The organism is Streptomyces sp. NPDC004031 (assembly GCF_053604375.1).
Window position 1 is genome coordinate 63,712 of record NZ_JBSGHL010000029.1, and the last position, 15,771, is coordinate 79,482.

Consider the following 15,771-nt stretch of genomic DNA (forward strand, 5'->3'; position numbering starts at 1 on the left):
GCTACGGCCATCGCTGCCTGGTGGTCCTGCTTGCGGCATCCCGTCATCGGCGGGACAAACAAAAAAGCCCCTCGCGCAGGAGGGGTGCCGCACTGACGTGGTTCGTGGTCAGCGCGGCTCGCTAAGCAGGAGGCTCGTGGCTCGTCGCATGGCCCCAGATTACCGCAGCGGCCCGGCCGGACGCACGGTGGTACGGCCCGGCTGTGGACGGGCGCGGGCACGGCGGCGCGCCCGGCCGCGGACCGGCTCCGGTCAGGGTCCGGACAGGGCGACGGCCCCGCACCGTGGCCGGTGCGGGGCCGTGCCCCTGGCGGATGCCGTTACTTCTTGTGCTTGGGCGGCAGCGAGGAGGTGATGTACCCCTTCGCGGGCGTGCCCACGCCGGTGACGTCGTCGTAGCCGACCGTGGCGTGCAGCGACGCGTCGGCGCCGAGCGTACGCAGCGAGACGATCGTGCCGTCGGAGTCGTCGACGGAGTTCGCGTAGTCCACGCGGACCACGCCGAGGCCCTTGCCCTGGCCCAGCGGGTGGTCGGTCACGTCGTGGTAGGACGACGTGCCGTACTGGGAGTAGATCAGCGGGTTGGCGAAGCCGATGGCGATGCCGTGCCGGGCCTGCTCGGCGAGCGCCTGGACGCCGGCGATGACCGGCGCGGCCAGCGAGGTGCCGCCGATGCGGTAGGTGCTGTACTGGAGCGAGCCGTCCGGGTAGGTCTGGGTCTGACCCACCAGGAAGCCGGTGTTCGGGTCGGCGACCGCGGCGATGTCGGGCTCGACACGCTGCTTGACGCTGCCACCGTTGGCCAGGGCCAGCGAGTCCGGGACCACACCGCGCTGGTAGTACGGCTGGTCGTAGTACTTGCTGGTGCCGCCGCCGGCGCCCGAGGTGTACGGGCCGGGGAAGCCGTCCCAGTTCTTGCCGTCCGCGGACAGCGGGGCGCGCAGGGTGCCCCAGCCGGTCTCGAACAGGTACTTGTCGTTCTTGCCGACCGCGAGCGAGGTGCCGCCCACGGACGTGGCCCACGGCGAGTTGCCGGGCGTGTCGGCCTGCTTCACACCGGTCGAGGCGACGTTGTCGCCCGCGTCGCCGGAGGAGAAGTAGAAGCCGATGCCCTCGACCGCGCCCTGCTGGAAGACCTGGTCGTAGGCCGCCGCGATGTCCGGCGTCTCGTTGGCCTCGACGTCGCCCCAGGAGTTGGAGACGATGTCGGCGAGGTGGTTGTCGACGACCTTGTTCAGCGCGTCGAGCAGGTCGTCGTCGAAGCAGGAGGCGCCGCCGACGTAGACGATGTTCGCGTCCGGGGCCACGGCGTGCACGGCCTCGACGTCGAGGGTCTCCTCGCCGTACCAGCCGCCCGCGTCGCAGTCCTCGGTGCTGTTGTAGTCGCTCGGCAGGACCTGGCTGAGCTGGCCCTTCTTGTACTTCTGGCCGCCGGTGTCCTTGGCGTAGCGCGCCGCGTCCTGGGCGATGTACGGCGAGGCGAACGCGTCGGTGATCGCGACGGTCACGCCCTTGCCGGTGTACTTGCCCGCGCCGTACGCGGCCCGCAGCTGGTCGCCGGTGTAGCCCTGGATCGCGTAGGGCGCCTTGTCGCCGTACGCGGTCGGGTACTGCTTGGCGATCTTCGAGCCGTAGTACGTGGAGAACGGTCCGGCGTTCTTGAAGACCTCACCGGGCGGCGGCAGCTCGTCGTCGTGGGTGGACTTCTTGGGCGCCGTGTCCAGGCCCGTGACGGTGAGGACCGCGCCGTTCAGTGCGGCGGGCGCGGTCGCGGTGCCGGTCGGGGCGCGGTAGACGTGGCCCGACTTGCTGTAGTTGTGCAACTGGGTGCCGAAGGCCTTCTCCGCGGCCGCCACGTCACCGGTGACGGTGAGGTAGTGGTCGTTGGAGGCGGTCACCTTCATGCCCGCCGACTTCAGCCACGCCGTGACCTCGGACACCTGGGCCTTGGTCGGGCCGTAGGCGGTCTTCGCCTGGGCCGCCGTCAGGTAGTGGCCGTAGTCGGCGGAGTTCGGGTCCGACACGGACTTCGCGTAGGCGGCGAGGCCCTTGGCGTCCTTGCCCGCGAGGTAGACCCGGACGGTCACCGCGGCGGAGTCGGCAGTGGCACCGCGGTCCGCCTGAGCGGTGGCCCACTGCGGCTTGGTGCCGGACAGGAGCTGGCGTCCGGACGGCTGGTCGGCCGACGCGGACTGGGTCGAAAGCGCGAGCGCTCCGGCGACCAGCGGCAGCGCGGTGGCCGCCACGAGCGCCATACGCGTCCTCTTGCGCTCAAATCTCATGTAACCCCCATGCGAAGCGAGTTGTCGCGTTGTCGGGCTGTCCCTGGTACGAGCGGACCGTGCGGTGTCGCCGCTATGCGTACACACCGCACCGCAAAGCGACACTCTTTCGCTGATCAGTTCATGCCAGGACCACGATTTTCCCAAGAGCAGGTCAAGGAAACGTCCCTGCGGGAACCTCCCGAAGCCGGAAAACCTCTAAGGCGCCACTCGCTGACGGAGCCTCAGGCGGACACCCCAGACCTACTACCCATCCCCCGCCGGTGCACGCAGCCAGGACCGGCCGATCCCACGCCCGGCGGTATGACAATCACCGGAAACGACGAAAGCGGGGCCCGGATGCCTCACGCACCCGGACCCCGCCTCCGGCAGGACCCTCGACGACCCCGGCAGACACCGGAAGGTCGGACGAAGTGGAGCTACGGGGAATTGAACCCCGGACCTCTTGCATGCCATGCAAGCGCTCTACCAACTGAGCTACAGCCCCGCACACCGCCGGGATCCCCCGGCGACCTGGGGTTACTTTACACGCTCCCCGGGTGGCCGGAGCAAATCCGCGGTCCCGGCGAAGTTCATGAAGCGGCAACAAACCGACGGCCGACCCGGGGTTACGGTGGCGGCGGCCGAGGTGCCGACCGGGCCCGCCGAGAGGGGAGACGACCGCCGTGACCACCGCGTTCGACCCGATAGACCTGGGCGGCCACCGGCTGCCCAACCGGATCGTGATGGCACCCATGACCCGCAGCCGGGCGTACGGCCCCGGGCTCAGCCCGACCGCGAGCACCGCCGCGTATTACGCCCAGCGGGCCTCCGCCGGGCTCATCGTCACCGAGGGCACCCAGCCCTCCGTGGGCGGACAGGGCTACCCGGACACCCCGGGACTGCACAGCGCGGAGCAGGTGGCCGGCTGGCGGCGGGTGACCGACGCCGTGCACGAGGCCGGCGGCCGGATCTTCGTGCAGCTCATGCACACCGGCCGGATCGGCCACCGCTCGCTGCTGCCGGACGGGCTGCGGCCGGTCGCCCCCTCGCCGGTACGGGCCCAGGGCAGCGTCTACACGGCGGCCGGCCCGCAGGAGTTCGAGGAGCCCGCCGAGCTGGACGAGAGCGGCATCGCCCGCACGATCGCCGAGCACGCCGCCGCCGCCCGCAACGCCGTCGCGGCCGGGTTCGACGGGGTCGAGGTGCACGCCGCCAACGGCTACCTGGTCCACCAGTTCCTGGCCCCCAACACCAACCGCCGCACCGACGGCTGGGGCGGCACCCCGGAAGGGCGGGCCCGCTTCGCCGCCGAGGTCGTCCGGGCCGTCGCCGACGCGATCGGGGCCGAGCGCACCGGCCTGCGGATCTCCCCCGGAAACACCCTCGGCGACATCGACGAGCCCGACCCCGAGCCGACCTACCTCGCGCTGCTGCGCGCCCTGGAGCCGGTCAGCCCCGGCTACCTGCACGTCGTGGAGAGCGGCGACCGGGCGCTGACGCTGGAGCTGCGCAAGCGCTTCCCCGGCGTGCTCGTCCTCAACGCCAGGGCCGGTGTGCGGCACAACGGCCCGGAGCAGCTGGGCCTCGTCGAGGACGGCACCGCGGACATGGTCTCGTACGGCACGCTCTTCGTCGCCAACCCCGACCTGCCCGCCCGGCTGCGGGCCGGCGGCCCGTACAGCACCGCGGACCGGGCGACGTACTACGGCGGCGGCGACCGCGGCTACACCGACTACCCGGCCCTGGACGGCTGAGCCGCCCGGCGGGCGCCGGACGGCCGCAGCGCACCGTACGCCGCTGCGGCCGTCGGGCCCCGGACGGGCCTCATGCCGCCTTGCGGGCCCGGCCCCGGGCCAGGCCCGCCGCCGCACCGGCGACGCACACCGCCGTCATCGCCACCGTCAGCACGGTGTAGGCGTGCGCCGAGGCGTGGGCGCCCGGCCCGCTCACCCGGCTCAGGAAGAGCGTGCCGAGCGTCGCGACACCCAGCAGCTGGGCGATCTGCGTGACCGTGGCCAGGAAGCCGGAGGCGTCCGCCGCGTCCTGCGGGGCTATCGTGCCCAGCGCCATCGTGAGGGTGGGGCTGAAGCCGAAGCCGAGCCCGGCGCCCAGCACCAGCAGCCACACGTAGAGGGCGGCGCCGCCGTCCCCGCCGCCGCGCAGCGCCAGGCCCAGCCCCGCGAAGGACACCGCGGCGAGCAGCAGGCCCGCGCCCGCCAGCCACGGCCGCCACGACACCGGCAGCCGCCGCCAGTTCAGCCCCACCGTGCCGAAGGTGACCGCGGCGAAGGCGAACGTCAGCCCGGTGCGCAGGGCGCTGAAGCCGAGCCCGCTCTGCAGGTGCAGGGCGATGGCGAACAGGAAGCCCGCGTTGGAACCCATCGTCGCCAGGATCACCAGGCTCGCCCGCAGCATGCCCGGCGCCCGCAGCACCCGCGGCGCGATCAGCGGGGCGCCGCCGCGCCGCGCGAGCCGCATCTCCAGCAGCGCGAAGACCGCCAGCAGCACCGCGCTCAGCGCCAGGCACACCCAGCCCCACACCGGCCAGCCCTCCTCCTGCCCCAGCACGAGCGGCACGGTGAACAGCGTCACGGCCGCGGCGAGCACGACCAGCCCCGGCAGGTCGAGGCCGCGCGTACGGGCCTGGTCGCGCGGCCCGTCGGCGGGCAGCACGCGCGGCGCGATCAGCAGCATGGCCAGCCCGATCGGCACGTTGACCAGGAAGACCGGCCGCCAGCCCGTCCCGAACAAATCCGCGCTCACCAGCACCCCGCCCAGCGTCTGGCCGAGCGCGGCGCCCGACGACAGCACCGCGGAGTAGACACTCATCGCGCGTGTCCTGGCCTCGCCGCTGAAGTTGAGCTGGAGCAGGCTCAGCACCTGCGGGATCATCAGGGCCGAGCCCGCGCCCTGCACGAAGCGGAAACCGATCAGCTCGCCCGTGCCCTGCGCCAGGCCGCACGCGAGCGAGGCCGCGGTGAAGACCGCGAGGCCGGCCATGAACAGCCGCCGGTGCCCCAGCAGGCCGCCGAGCCGGGCACCGGTGATCAGCAGCACCGAGTAGCTGATCGAGTAGCCGGCGATGACCAGCTGGAGCTGCGCGCCCGAGGCGTGCAGGTCGTCGCGCATGGTCGGCGCGGCCACGTTGACGATGAAGACGTCCAGCAGGGCCATGAACTGGCCCATCAGGATGGTGCCCAGCAGCAGTCCGGGCGGCGGACCCGCCCGGCCGGTGCGGCGGGTCCCGGTATCGGGTCCGGCACCGGCCGCCGCGGTCGTGGGAGTACGGGTGGTGGCGCCGGTCACGGTCGCGCCGTTCGACGGAGAAGGAGTCATGGGCCGAGCCTGCGGCCCCCGCGATACGGGTAACGAGAGCCCCGTGATCCTGGTAGTGCCAGCACCTGGCAGCCGCCGGACGCGTTGGGGACGATGAGCGTATGCCCCAGCCACCGGCAGCGCCCCCCACCCGGACCGGGTCCCGGGATGCCACCGGATCCCGGCGCGCCGGCGGAGCCCGCCGCACCGAGCTCGCCGCCTTCCTGCGCAGCCGCCGCGCCCGGATCACCCCGCAGGACGTCGGCATGCCGCCCGGCCTGCGGCGGCGCACCCCCGGACTGCGCCGCGAGGAGGTCGCGCAGCTCGCCGGGGTCGGCGTCACCTGGTACACCTGGCTCGAACAGGGACGCCCGATCAACGCCAGCGTCCAGGTGCTGGACGCCGTCGCCCGGGTGCTGATGCTCGACGCCACCGAGTGCGAGCACCTCTACCGGCTGGCCGGCATCCCCTTCGTCCGCGAGCCCGCCGCCGACACCGACACGGTCGGCGAGGAGTTCCAGGGCGTCCTCGACGCCCTCAACCCGCTGCCCGCCGCGATCTACAACAGCCGCTACGACGTCCGCGCCACCAACGCGACCTACCGCACACTGTGGCCGATGACCTCGCTCGTGGAGCGCTGGGAGCGCAACGTGCTCTACAAGCTCTTCACCGTGCCCGACTGCTGCCAGACCTTCGTCAACAGCGCGGACGAGCTGCCGTGGATGGTCGCGCAGGTACGGCGCAGCTACGGGCGGCACGTCGGGGAGCCCGCGTGGGAGTCCTTCGTCGCGCTCATGATCAAGTCGAGCGCGGACTTCGCGCAGATGTGGGCCAGCGGCGACGTCGCCGCGCCCGGCAAGCGCGTCAAGACCTTCCGGCACCCGGCCGTCGGCACGATCACCCTGACCTCGATGTCGCTCAGCATCGACGGCATGGCCGAACACCGCTACGTCGTCTACACCCCCGCCACCGAGGCGGACCGGCAGTCCGTCGAGACGCTGCGCGCCATCCCCGACCCCGTCGTGGGCTGCGCCGTCCACGGCCGCAGGCTCTCCGTCATCCTCGCCGAGCGCGAGGCCTCAGGCCGCCCCACGAAGTGCCCGCACGAAACCTGAGCGGCACGCCGCCGCACGCACGGAGGGCGGTGCTCCCCCGCGTCTCCGCGGGAGGGCACCGCCCTCGTTTCCTGCTGCTGTGGAGCTACGGGGAATTGAACCCCGGACCTCTTGCATGCCATGCAAGCGCTCTACCAACTGAGCTACAGCCCCTTGCGACGTCAGAAATCATAGCCGTTCCCCGGACGGGAACGAAATCGGCTTTCTGCTGCGCAGGGCGGTACCCCTCAGGGGCCTGCCCTCTGCGGAGGGCGGTACCCCTCAGGGGCTTGCCCTCTGCGGAGGGCGGTACCCCTCAGGGGCGCGGGGAACTGCGCGCTCAGCCCCCACCGGGGCGCGGGTCGTCACCGACCCGAAGGGGCAGTTCGGTCCGTACCGGACCACCGGCCGGTGGTGGGTTGCTCGCGCAGTTCCCCGCGCCCCTAAAAACGGGATGCCCGGCCGCGCAGACGTGCCCGAAAACGCTCGCCCCGCGCGGCACGCGCAGCCGCAGACAACGGGTGCCCGGCGGGGCAGGTGGGGGGTGCAGACGCCCGCCCGGCGAGGGCTATGTGTCGTCGCCCAGCACGGGCTCGGGCAGGGTGCCCGCGTTGTGTTCCGTCAACCGCCAGCCGCGAGCACCCTCGCCGAGGACGGACCAGCAGCAGTTGGAGAGGCCGCCGAGGGACTCCCATGTCTCGGGGGCGAGCCCGAGCAGGCGGCCGATGGTCGTACGGATCGTGCCGCCGTGGCTGACGACGACGAGGACCCCGCCGTCGGACAGCTCGTCGGCGGCGGCGAGGACGACGGGGGCGGCGCGGTCGGCGACCTCGGTCTCCAGTTCGCCGCCGCCGCGGCGGACGGGCTCACCGCGCTTCCAGGCGGCGTACTGCTCGCCGTAGCGGCCGACGATCTCCTCGTGGGTCAGGCCCTGCCAGTGACCGGCGTAGGTCTCCTGGAGGGCCTTGTGGTGGGTGACGGGGAGGCCGGTCAGGACGGACAGCTCGGACGCGGTGGCGGCGGCCCGGCTGAGGTCGGAGGAGATGATCGCGTCCGGCGCGAGGGCGGCGAGCAGCCGGGCGGCGCGGCGGGCCTGGGCGACGCCGGTCTCGGTGAGCCGGATGTCGGTCGTGCCCTGGAAGCGCTGCTCCAGATTCCATTCCGTCTGGCCGTGCCGCCACAGCACGATCCGGCGGCCCCGGCCGCTGCGCCGGCCGTTCAGCTGACGATCCCGTCGTCGGCCGTCCCGGCGTGCTCCTTGCCCTTGCCGCGGGTGGCCACCGCGTCCTCGGGCAGGGGGATCTCGGGGCAGTCCTTCCAGAGCCGCTCCAGCGCGTAGAAGACCCGCTCCTCGGAGTGCTGGACGTGCACGACGATGTCGACGTAGTCGAGCAGCACCCAGCGGCCCTCGCGCTCGCCCTCGCGGCGGACCGGCTTGGCGTCCAGTTCGTCGCGGAGCTTGTCCTCGATGGCGTCGACGATGGCCCGCACCTGGCGGTCGTTCGGGGCGGAGGCGACCAGGAAGGTGTCGGTGATGGAGAGCACGTCGCTGACGTCGTAGGCGATGACGTCGTGCGCGAGCTTGTCGGCGGCGGCCTGCGCGGCGGCGCGGGTCAGCTCGATGGAGCGGTCAGTGGCGGTCACGGATACGGCTTTCCGGTCGGGGGCTCTACTGCTTCAAGGGTCTCACGACCCTCCGACAGCCCCCGACCGGATTTTCGACCGGGCGTCCGGTTCTTCCTGCCCGCGCCGGCCGGAGCCGGTGAAAGCGCCGGTCGGCGCGGGTACGGCCGCGGCCGCGGTCAGGAGGCGTCCGGCGTGTAGTCCTTGCCGAGCGTGACGGCGATGTCCGCGTTGGACGGCACCTTGCCCTTGGCGACCGCAGTCGGCGGCAGGCCCAGAGTGGCCGCGACGTCCTTGGCCGCCTCCAGCCGGGCGGCGTCCGCGTAGAGGATCTGGGAGGTGCTCTTGGTGGCGCTCGCCTTGCCGCCGGAGACGTAGGTGTACGTGGCGCCGTTCACGATCGCGGCCTGCGCCATCGAGGCGGCGGACTTGCTGCCGGTCGCGTCGGTGATCAGGACGCGCGGCTGGGTGGTGCCCTCGGACTGCTTGACGGTGCCGCCCAGCAGCTCCTTGACGGAGTCGGTGGCGTCCGCGCTGAGGGTGCCGTCCTTCTGCACCGGGAGCATCGTGGTGTCGTACTGCCCGGTCTTGGCGAGGTCGGCGAGCTGGGCGAGGGACGCGCCGAGCTGCTTGTCGGTGAGCGACGGGTCGAGGATCTGGCTGAGGGCCTGCACGGTCTTGGTGGCGCCGTCGGCGTCGCTCGGCATCTTCTTCAGGACCGCCTGGAAGACCTGCCCGAAGCGGGCGAGCTGCTTGCTCTGCGGTTCCCCGGCGCCCCGGTAGGTGGCGTACGCGACGGCCGCCTGCCCGGACAGCTCCTGCTGCTTGCCCTGCGGCACGACGGTCTTGCCGCTGTCCTTGCCGGTGCCCTTCACCGCGGTGTCGGTGTCCACGTAGACGTCGCCGAGCGCGTCGACCAACAGCTCCAGATAGGGGCTGTCGAGCCGCCAGCTGCCTTTGATGTCGGCGCCGAGCAGGGTGTTCAGGGAGTCCCGGGTCGGGCCTATGCCGTCGTCGACGGCCTTGTCGAGGGTGGTGGCGGTGCCGTCGTCGGAGGTGACGGAGAGGGTGTTGGGCAGCAGCACGGTGGTGCCGCGCTTCTTGGTGGCGTTGTCGACGAGCAGCGCGGTGTCGCTGGGGCCGCCGTCGACGGGCATGAAGTGCACGACGACGACGTCGCGCTTCTGCGGCCCGCCCGCCGCCGCCGTCGTGGCCTTGTCCTTGTGCGTCCCCGGCAGCTTGCCGGCCTGCCACAGGTACCCGGCGCCGCCGAGGAGGGCGAGCACCAGCACCAGGACGAGCCCGGTCTTGCGGTGGCGGCTGCGCCGCCGGGCCTCCTCACGGCGTTCGGTGCGCGACTCGGAGAACTTCAGCCAGTCGATGACCTCCTCCGACTGCTCGGACTCCTCGTCGACGAAGGCGAACATCTCGGTCTGGTAGCCGCCGCGCCCGTCGCCCTTGCCCGGCCCGGCCTGCGGTTCCGCGGGCGGCTCGGCCTGCGCGGGGATCTGCCCGGTCGTGTACGCCTGCTGCTGGCCGGTGTCGTAGACCGGCATCTGGCCCGTCTGGTACGCGGTGTGCTGCCTGGTGTCGTAGGCCTGCTGCTGCCCGGTGTCGTAGACCGGCGTCTGGCCCGTCTCGTAGACCGGCTGCTGGCCCGTCTCGTAGACCGGCTGCTGACCGGTGTCGTACACCGGCATCTGGCCGGTCTGGTACGCGGTGTGCTGCCCGGTGTCGTAGGACTGCGGCTGCGGGGGCTGTTCGTAGTACGGCTGCTGGGGCTGCTGCGGGATGTGGCCGCCGCCGTAGGTCTGGTAGGGGTCCTGGTAGCCGGACTGCGGGGGCGGGGACTGCTGCTGCGGGGGGACGGGGCGGGCCTGCTGGACGTGCTGCCGGGGCGCCTGCGGGCGGGGGCGGCCGTACTCGTCGTAACCGCCCTGGTCGCCGTACCCCTCGTAACCGTAGGGCTGCTGCCCGTAGTAGGGCTCCTGCCGGTTCGGGTCCCTCTCGTCGTCTGGTCCACCCTCGGCATAGTGCCAACGGGGGTTTGCGTCGTTCACGAGGAACCCCTTCACCTGCTGTGGTTCGCGGTGCGTGTTATCCGGAGGCGTCCCGGTAGAGCGCGCGCTTGTCGATGTAGCGCACGACTCCGTCGGGAACCAAGTACCAGACCGGGTCGCCCTTGGCCACCCGCTGCCGGCAGTCGGTCGAGGAGATCGCCAGGGCGGGGACCTCCACGAGGGACACTCCGCCCTCGGGGAAGCCCGGGTCCGACAGGGTATGCCCGGGGCGGGTCACCCCGATGAAATGTGCGAGCGCGAAGAGCTCCTCGGCATGGCGCCAGGAGAAGATCTGCGACAGGGCGTCGGCCCCGGTGATGAAGAAGAGGTCCGCGTCGGGGTGCTCGGCACGCAGGTCGCGCAGGGTGTCGATGGTGTATGTCGCACCCCCGCGGTCGATGTCGCTGCGGCTGACCGAGAACGTCGGGTTGGACGCGGTGGCGATCACCGTCATCAGATACCGGTCCTCGGCAGGTGACACCGCGCGCTCGCTCTTCTGCCAGGGCTGCCCGGTGGGGACGAAGACGACCTCGTCGAGGTGGAAAAGGCTCGCCACCTCGCTCGCGGCCACCAGGTGCCCGTGGTGGATGGGGTCGAACGTGCCGCCCATCACACCGATACGGCGTTTGGCGTCGGACATGGTGAGACTAGTCGCGGTTGAAGCGGGTGACCAGCCACAGCAGGATGAGCAGGGCACCCAGCGCGCCGAAGCCGGTCAGGTACGGGCTGAGGCTGGGGTGGTTGCCCCCGTTGTCCTCGGCGAGCGTGGTCAGTGCGGAGACTGCGGCGGGCGACATGTCAGCGGAACCCTTTGCGAAGTCGGGGACAGGCGGCAAGACTCTCGGCACATGGTACGGGCGTGCCCGTGGGAACTTCGCGCAGGCTCCGCGCGTCCAGCTTTGTGTACCGGTGGGCTAGCAGGGGGTTGGGCCAGTATGTCCGAGTCGCACGCATCAGGGGACGACCGGGTGAGTACCGAGAAGGTCCCGGGCCGTACCCGCAGAAGGTTCCCTGACATCTCGTCACGGGCGTACGAGCACCCCGCCGACCGCTCCGCCCTGGTGGCGCTGCGCAAGCTCAGCGGCTTCGACACGGTCTTCAAGTCGCTCAGCGGTCTGCTGCCCGAGCGCAGTGTGCGGCTGCTCTTCCTGTCGGACTCCGTCCGGGTGAGCGACGAGCAGTTCGCCCATCTCAACGCGATGCTGCGGGACGCCTGCCACATCCTGGACCTGGAGAAGGTCCCCACGATGTACGTGACGATGGATCCGCAGCCCAACGCCATGTGCATCGGCATGGACGCGCCTGTCATCGTGCTGACCACCGGCCTGGTCGAGCTGCTCGACGAGGAGGAGATGCGCGCGGTCATCGGCCACGAGGTCGGCCACGCGCTGTCCGGCCACTCGGTCTACCGGACGATACTGCTCTTCCTCACCAACCTCGCGCTGCGCATCGCCTGGATCCCGCTGGGCAACCTGGCGGTGCTGGCGATCATCACGGCGCTGCGCGAGTGGTTCCGCAAGTCGGAGCTGTCGGCGGACCGCGCCGGGCTGCTCGTCGGCCAGGACCTCCAGGCGTCGATGCGCGGCCTGATGAAGATCGCCGGCGGCAACCACCTGCACGAGATGAACGTCGAGGCGTTCCTCAAGCAGGCCGACGAGTACGAGGCGGCCGGCGACCTGCGCGACTCCGTCCTGAAGATCCTCAACGTGCTGCCGCGCAGCCACCCCTTCACCACCATCCGGGCCTCCGAGCTGCGCCGCTGGGCCACCACCCGCGAGTACCAGCGGCTGATGGACGGCCACTACCCCAAGCGCACGCAGGACAAGGACGCCTCGGTCTCCGACGCCTTCCGCGACACCGCGACGCACTACTCCGACTCGATGAAGCGCAGCAAGGACCCGCTGATGGGCCTGATACGCGACATCACCAACGGGGCGACCGACGTCGGCGGGCGGCTCCGCGACCGCTTCACAGGCTCCGGCTCGCAGGCGACCGCGGAACGCCCGCAGGAGTCAGCAGCGGACTCGGGGACACCGGAATCCGGTCCTGATCCTGAGGACGGGCAGCCGGAGAGCCCGCTGCCGTAGCGGTCACGGTGTCCAGGACGGCGGGGGCCGTCGCGCTCGGGGCCGTCGTGCCCGGGTTCGCGGCGGCCCCCGTGCCCTCCGTCGGGTCCACCCCGGTGAGCGGGGCGCAGCGGGCACCGGGCGGGGCGGCCGTCTCGTACGGGTTCACCCCGCTGACGGTGTCGGGTGCACTGTGGCCGGCCAGTATCGGCAGGAAGTAGCTCTGCACCTCCGCCGCGCACGCGAGCGGCCCGGCCGTGACGTCGGAGCGCACGACCTCCAGACGGTGCTCGCGCAGCTGGCCGTGCGTGAAGTGGAAGGCCATCCGGCGCCGGACGGTGAAGAGCGACACCGGCCCGTCGGGGTCGGCGGCGTCCCGGATGGCGTAGACGTAGGTGTGGTCGGCGACGACCTCCAGCCGCCCGTCCGTGGTCAGGTCGGCGGAATAGGTGCCGCGCACCCGGATGTCGTCGGTCGCCAGCTCGACGCGGTCCCCCGGGTCCGGGTCGAAGCGCACGAGCCAGCCGGTGGCCTCGTGCACGCCGTCCGCCACCGGGGCGCTGAGGCTGCCGTTGAACAGGTCGAGCTGCTCGGGCTCCAGCAGCTTCTGCACGGCCCGGGTGTCACCGCCGGTGACCGTCTGCTCCTGGAGCCCGGAGTCGTCGAGGAAGCTCCGGACGATCTCGTAGCCGGCCGTCACGTCGTCCACGTCGAAGTCGCCGACCGCCTCCACGTCCTGCGGAAGCGCCAGGCCCTTCTCGCGGCTGTGGAAGTCGGGCCGGGCCGCGGGGGTGCCCGCGAAGGGCGCGTCGGGCGACACGGCGCGCACCGGGCCGTCGGGCACCAGCGGGGTCACGGTGACCTGCAGCTCGGTGCCGGAGGCCGGATCGTGCGCGTGGTAAGGGTGGCGCACCCCCATGTACACGGCGAAGGAGAAGGCCAGCACGATCAGCAGCACCAGGGCCACCGCCTGGCGGGCCAGGCCGCCGGGCAGCGCGTGGCGCACCCGGACGGCACGGCCGGCCTCGTCCTGCCGCTCACGGGCGGAGAACTCCTGGATCCGGGCAGCCCTCACGAACGATTCGTCGAAGACGACGGATCGGAATTCGTCCTCACCGCCTCCTGAGGCGCCCTCGGGCGTGCCCTCAGGAGGGTCTCCAGGCCCGCTCATACCACAAGGTTATGTCCGCCGACGCGGGAATAAACTCCCCCGTACCGGCCGAGTTGACATCGGATCAGGGCGCGGGTGCGCCGACGACGGGCGGCAGGCTCTGCCGCCCCACCTGACTGCCGCTGGACGGCGGCGCGTCGGCCGGCCGTCGGGTGCCCGCGCCGGCTCCGCGGTAGACCGCGGCGAAGGTCAGCGCGACCACTCCGATGCCCATGACCACGGCGAGAGCCCAGGCCACCGGGCGGTGCCAGCGCGTGCTGCTGCCGCGGTAGGGGTGCCCCGCGGCATAGAGGGGATCGGGGGCGAGATCCGCCGTGTCGTCCAGCTCGGGGACGTCATGGCGGCCGGACCCGCGCCGCCCGGACCACCCGGGCGCAGTAGCGGGACCTTCGGCGACGGCGAGCATCCGTTCCTGGGCCGTGGGCTCGTGGAACAGGGCAGACCGTACGAATTCTTCGTCGAGGACTACGGAGGCGAACTCGTCATCGTCCGGCATCTGTCCAGAGTAATGCGGAAGTTGGCCTTTTGGGCAGGGGAATCCGGGCCGCCTGTGGGCCGGCTGTGCACCCGGACGGCCCAGTGCGCCCGGGTCGGGGCGGCGCCGCAGGTCAGCGGATGTGGCCGTCCCCGGTGACGACGTACTTGGTGGACGTCAGCTCCGGCAGGCCCATGGGGCCGCGCGCGTGCAGCTTCTGGGTGGAGATGCCGATCTCCGCGCCGAAGCCGAACTGGCCGCCGTCGGTGAAACGCGTCGAGGCGTTCACCATCACCGCGGCCGCGTCGACCAGCCGGGTGAAGCGGCGGGCCGCGGGCTGCGACGACGTCACGATCGCCTCGGTGTGACCCGACGACCACCGCCGGATGTGCGCGACCGCGGCGTCCAGCGACTCCACGACGGCGGCGGCGATGTCGTACGACAGGTACTCCGTCTCCCAGTCCTCCGCGGTCGCCGCCACCACGGTGGCCTTGCTGCCGGCCTCCTCCGCGACGGCCAGCACCCGCGGGTCGCCGTGCACGGTGACGTCGGCGTCGGCGAGCGCGTCCAGCGCGCGCGGCAGGAAGCGGTCCGCGATGTCGCGGTGCACCAGCAGCGTCTCGGCGGCGTTGCACACGCTCGGACGCTGCGCCTTGGAGTTGACCAGGATGTCCACGGCCATGTCGAGGTCGGCCTCGGCATCGACGTACACATGGCAGTTGCCCGTGCCCGTCTCGATCACCGGAACGGTCGAACCCTCGACCACGGTACGGATGAGGGACGCGCCGCCGCGCGGGATCAGCACGTCCACCAGGCCGCGGGCCCGCATCAGCTCGGTGACGGAGTCGCGCGACTCGCCCGGTACGAGCTGGACGGAATCCGCGGGCAGACCCGCGCTCTCGACGGCCTCCCGCAGCACCTCGACCAGCGCGGCGTTCGAGGAGTACGCGGAGGACGAGCCGCGCAGCAGCACCGCGTTGCCCGACTTCAGGCACAGGGCCGCGGCGTCCACGGTGACGTTCGGCCGGGCCTCGTAGATGATGCCGACCACGCCGAGCGGGACGCGGACCTGGCGCAGCTCCAGGCCGTTCGGCAGCGTCGAGCCGCGCAGCACCTCGCCGACCGGGTCGGGCAGGCCCGCGACATGGTCGACGTCCGCGGCGATCGCCTCCACGCGCTCCGCCGTGAGGGTCAGCCGGTCGATGATCGCCGGGCTCGTCCCCGCGTCGGCTGCGCGGGCCACGTCGTCGGCGTTGGCCGCCACGATGTCGGTGGCCCTCGCGCGGAGGGCGGCGCTGATCGCCAGCAGGGCGGCGTCCTTCGCCGCGCGCGGCAGCGGGGCGAGTTCCGCGGCGGCGGCGTTCGCGCGGGTTGCCGCGCGGATGACGGGGGACTCTTCGCCTGACGTCAGCGCATCCATGCGTGCAGGGTACTGAATCCGTGGGGCCTCGCGCCCCCGCTGCCCATCCGCTGGGACGCTGCCCTTGCCCCGCCGGGCACCCGTTCCTGGCTCGCGCTTGCCGCGCGGGGCGCCCCCAGGGGCGCGGGGAACTGCGCGAGCAACCCACCACCGGCCGGTGGTCCGGAGCGGACCGAACTGCCCCTTCGGGCCGGTTGCCTACCCGCGCCCCGGTGGGGGCTGGGGGCACCTCCCAGGCGAAGCTCTGGGGGAGCGCAGTTCCCCGCGCCCCTGAAAAACGAGG

At 72.1% G+C, this 15,771-nt stretch carries 13 protein-coding genes and 2 tRNA genes; 3 read left to right on the forward strand and 12 right to left on the reverse strand.

Features of this window, described 5'->3' with window-relative positions; genetic code table 11:
• Positions 1-320: 320 nt before the first annotated feature.
• Both ACWERV_RS19875 and ACWERV_RS19880 read right to left on the reverse strand, forming a co-directional pair.
• Positions 321-2,255: a S53 family peptidase gene (locus tag ACWERV_RS19875; RefSeq protein ID WP_452934650.1), complete on the reverse strand. Its 1,935-nt coding sequence runs from the start codon at positions 2,253-2,255 to the stop codon at positions 321-323.
• A gap of 441 nt (positions 2,256-2,696) precedes the next feature.
• Positions 2,697-2,769: transfer RNA gene (locus ACWERV_RS19880), tRNA-Ala, on the reverse strand.
• Positions 2,770-2,947: 178 nt separating this feature from the next.
• Between ACWERV_RS19880 and ACWERV_RS19885 the strand changes: the two genes are divergently transcribed.
• Positions 2,948-4,018, forward strand: coding sequence for an alkene reductase (locus ACWERV_RS19885; protein WP_452934653.1), 1,071 nt, complete (start codon positions 2,948-2,950; stop codon positions 4,016-4,018).
• Positions 4,019-4,088: 70 nt separating this feature from the next.
• On the opposite strand, the gene ACWERV_RS19890 is transcribed toward ACWERV_RS19885, so the two are convergent.
• The gene (locus tag ACWERV_RS19890) at positions 4,089-5,600 is read right to left on the reverse strand and encodes an MFS transporter (RefSeq protein ID WP_452934656.1); all 1,512 of its coding nucleotides are present in this window, start codon (positions 5,598-5,600) and stop codon (positions 4,089-4,091) included.
• Between the two features lie 101 nt (positions 5,601-5,701).
• Here ACWERV_RS19890 and ACWERV_RS19895 point away from each other — a divergent pair, with 101 nt between their 5' ends.
• Positions 5,702-6,694, forward strand: a complete 993-nt coding sequence (locus ACWERV_RS19895) for a helix-turn-helix transcriptional regulator (protein ID WP_398181726.1) — start codon at positions 5,702-5,704, stop codon at positions 6,692-6,694.
• Positions 6,695-6,774: 80 nt separating this feature from the next.
• Here the strand turns inward: ACWERV_RS19895 and ACWERV_RS19900 are convergent.
• The 6 genes from ACWERV_RS19900 to ACWERV_RS19925 all read right to left on the reverse strand — a co-directional run bounded on the left by ACWERV_RS19900 (position 6,775) and on the right by ACWERV_RS19925 (position 11,153).
• Positions 6,775-6,847: transfer RNA gene (locus ACWERV_RS19900), tRNA-Ala, on the reverse strand.
• A 394-nt stretch (positions 6,848-7,241) separates the two neighbouring features.
• Entirely contained in the window at positions 7,242-7,895 is a 654-nt protein-coding gene (locus ACWERV_RS19905) for a histidine phosphatase family protein (RefSeq protein WP_398182145.1), read from the reverse strand.
• On the reverse strand, positions 7,892-8,317 hold the full coding sequence (rsfS, locus tag ACWERV_RS19910) for a ribosome silencing factor (protein ID WP_452934660.1): 426 nt from the start codon (positions 8,315-8,317) through the stop codon (positions 7,892-7,894). Before rsfS ends, ACWERV_RS19905 begins: the two co-directional genes overlap by 4 nt.
• A 158-nt stretch (positions 8,318-8,475) precedes the next feature.
• Positions 8,476-10,356 carry an LCP family protein gene (locus ACWERV_RS19915; RefSeq protein ID WP_452934663.1) on the reverse strand — a complete coding sequence of 627 codons (1,881 nt, stop codon included), beginning with the start codon at positions 10,354-10,356 and terminating at the stop codon, positions 8,476-8,478.
• Positions 10,357-10,393: 37 nt separating this feature from the next.
• Positions 10,394-10,996 (reverse strand): nicotinate-nucleotide adenylyltransferase, encoded by a 603-nt coding sequence (nadD, locus tag ACWERV_RS19920; RefSeq protein ID WP_398181718.1) that lies wholly within the window; start codon positions 10,994-10,996, stop codon positions 10,394-10,396.
• 7 nt (positions 10,997-11,003) lie between these two features.
• Positions 11,004-11,153 (reverse strand): hypothetical protein, encoded by a 150-nt coding sequence (locus tag ACWERV_RS19925; RefSeq protein ID WP_398181714.1) that lies wholly within the window; start codon positions 11,151-11,153, stop codon positions 11,004-11,006.
• A gap of 171 nt (positions 11,154-11,324) precedes the next feature.
• On the opposite strand from ACWERV_RS19925, the gene ACWERV_RS19930 reads away from it, so the two are divergent.
• Positions 11,325-12,443 (forward strand): M48 family metallopeptidase, encoded by a 1,119-nt coding sequence (locus ACWERV_RS19930; RefSeq protein WP_452934666.1) that lies wholly within the window; start codon positions 11,325-11,327, stop codon positions 12,441-12,443.
• On the opposite strand, the gene ACWERV_RS19935 is transcribed toward ACWERV_RS19930, so the two are convergent.
• The 3 genes from ACWERV_RS19935 to ACWERV_RS19945 form a co-directional block, all read right to left on the reverse strand.
• The gene (locus ACWERV_RS19935; protein ID WP_452934669.1) at positions 12,325-13,593 is read right to left on the reverse strand and encodes an SCO2583 family membrane protein; all 1,269 of its coding nucleotides are present in this window, start codon (positions 13,591-13,593) and stop codon (positions 12,325-12,327) included. The genes ACWERV_RS19930 and ACWERV_RS19935 overlap by 119 nt on opposite strands.
• Before the next feature lie 64 nt (positions 13,594-13,657).
• A complete protein-coding gene (locus tag ACWERV_RS19940) occupies positions 13,658-14,089 on the reverse strand; it encodes an SCO2583/SCO2584 N-terminal domain-containing protein (protein WP_398181708.1) in 432 nt (143 codons plus the stop codon).
• Between the two features lie 112 nt (positions 14,090-14,201).
• Positions 14,202-15,488, reverse strand: coding sequence for a glutamate-5-semialdehyde dehydrogenase (locus ACWERV_RS19945; protein WP_452934672.1), 1,287 nt, complete (start codon positions 15,486-15,488; stop codon positions 14,202-14,204).
• Positions 15,489-15,771: the final 283 nt, after the last annotated feature.

Excerpts from the sequence above, each read along its gene's own strand:
- ACWERV_RS19940 (WP_398181708.1), bottom strand. The coding sequence starts at position 14,089 with ATGCCGGACGATGACGAGTTCGCCTCCGTAGTCCTCGACGAAGAATTC.
- ACWERV_RS19945 (WP_452934672.1), bottom strand. The coding sequence starts at position 15,488 with ATGGATGCGCTGACGTCAGGCGAAGAGTCCCCCGTCATCCGCGCGGCA.
- nadD (WP_398181718.1), bottom strand. The coding sequence starts at position 10,996 with ATGTCCGACGCCAAACGCCGTATCGGTGTGATGGGCGGCACGTTCGAC.
- ACWERV_RS19890 (WP_452934656.1), bottom strand. The coding sequence starts at position 5,600 with ATGACTCCTTCTCCGTCGAACGGCGCGACCGTGACCGGCGCCACCACC.
- ACWERV_RS19875 (WP_452934650.1), bottom strand. The coding sequence starts at position 2,255 with ATGGCGCTCGTGGCGGCCACCGCGCTGCCGCTGGTCGCCGGAGCGCTC.
- ACWERV_RS19925 (WP_398181714.1), bottom strand. The coding sequence starts at position 11,153 with ATGTCGCCCGCCGCAGTCTCCGCACTGACCACGCTCGCCGAGGACAAC.
- ACWERV_RS19895 (WP_398181726.1), top strand. The coding sequence starts at position 5,702 with ATGCCCCAGCCACCGGCAGCGCCCCCCACCCGGACCGGGTCCCGGGAT.
- ACWERV_RS19935 (WP_452934669.1), bottom strand. The coding sequence starts at position 13,593 with ATGAGCGGGCCTGGAGACCCTCCTGAGGGCACGCCCGAGGGCGCCTCA.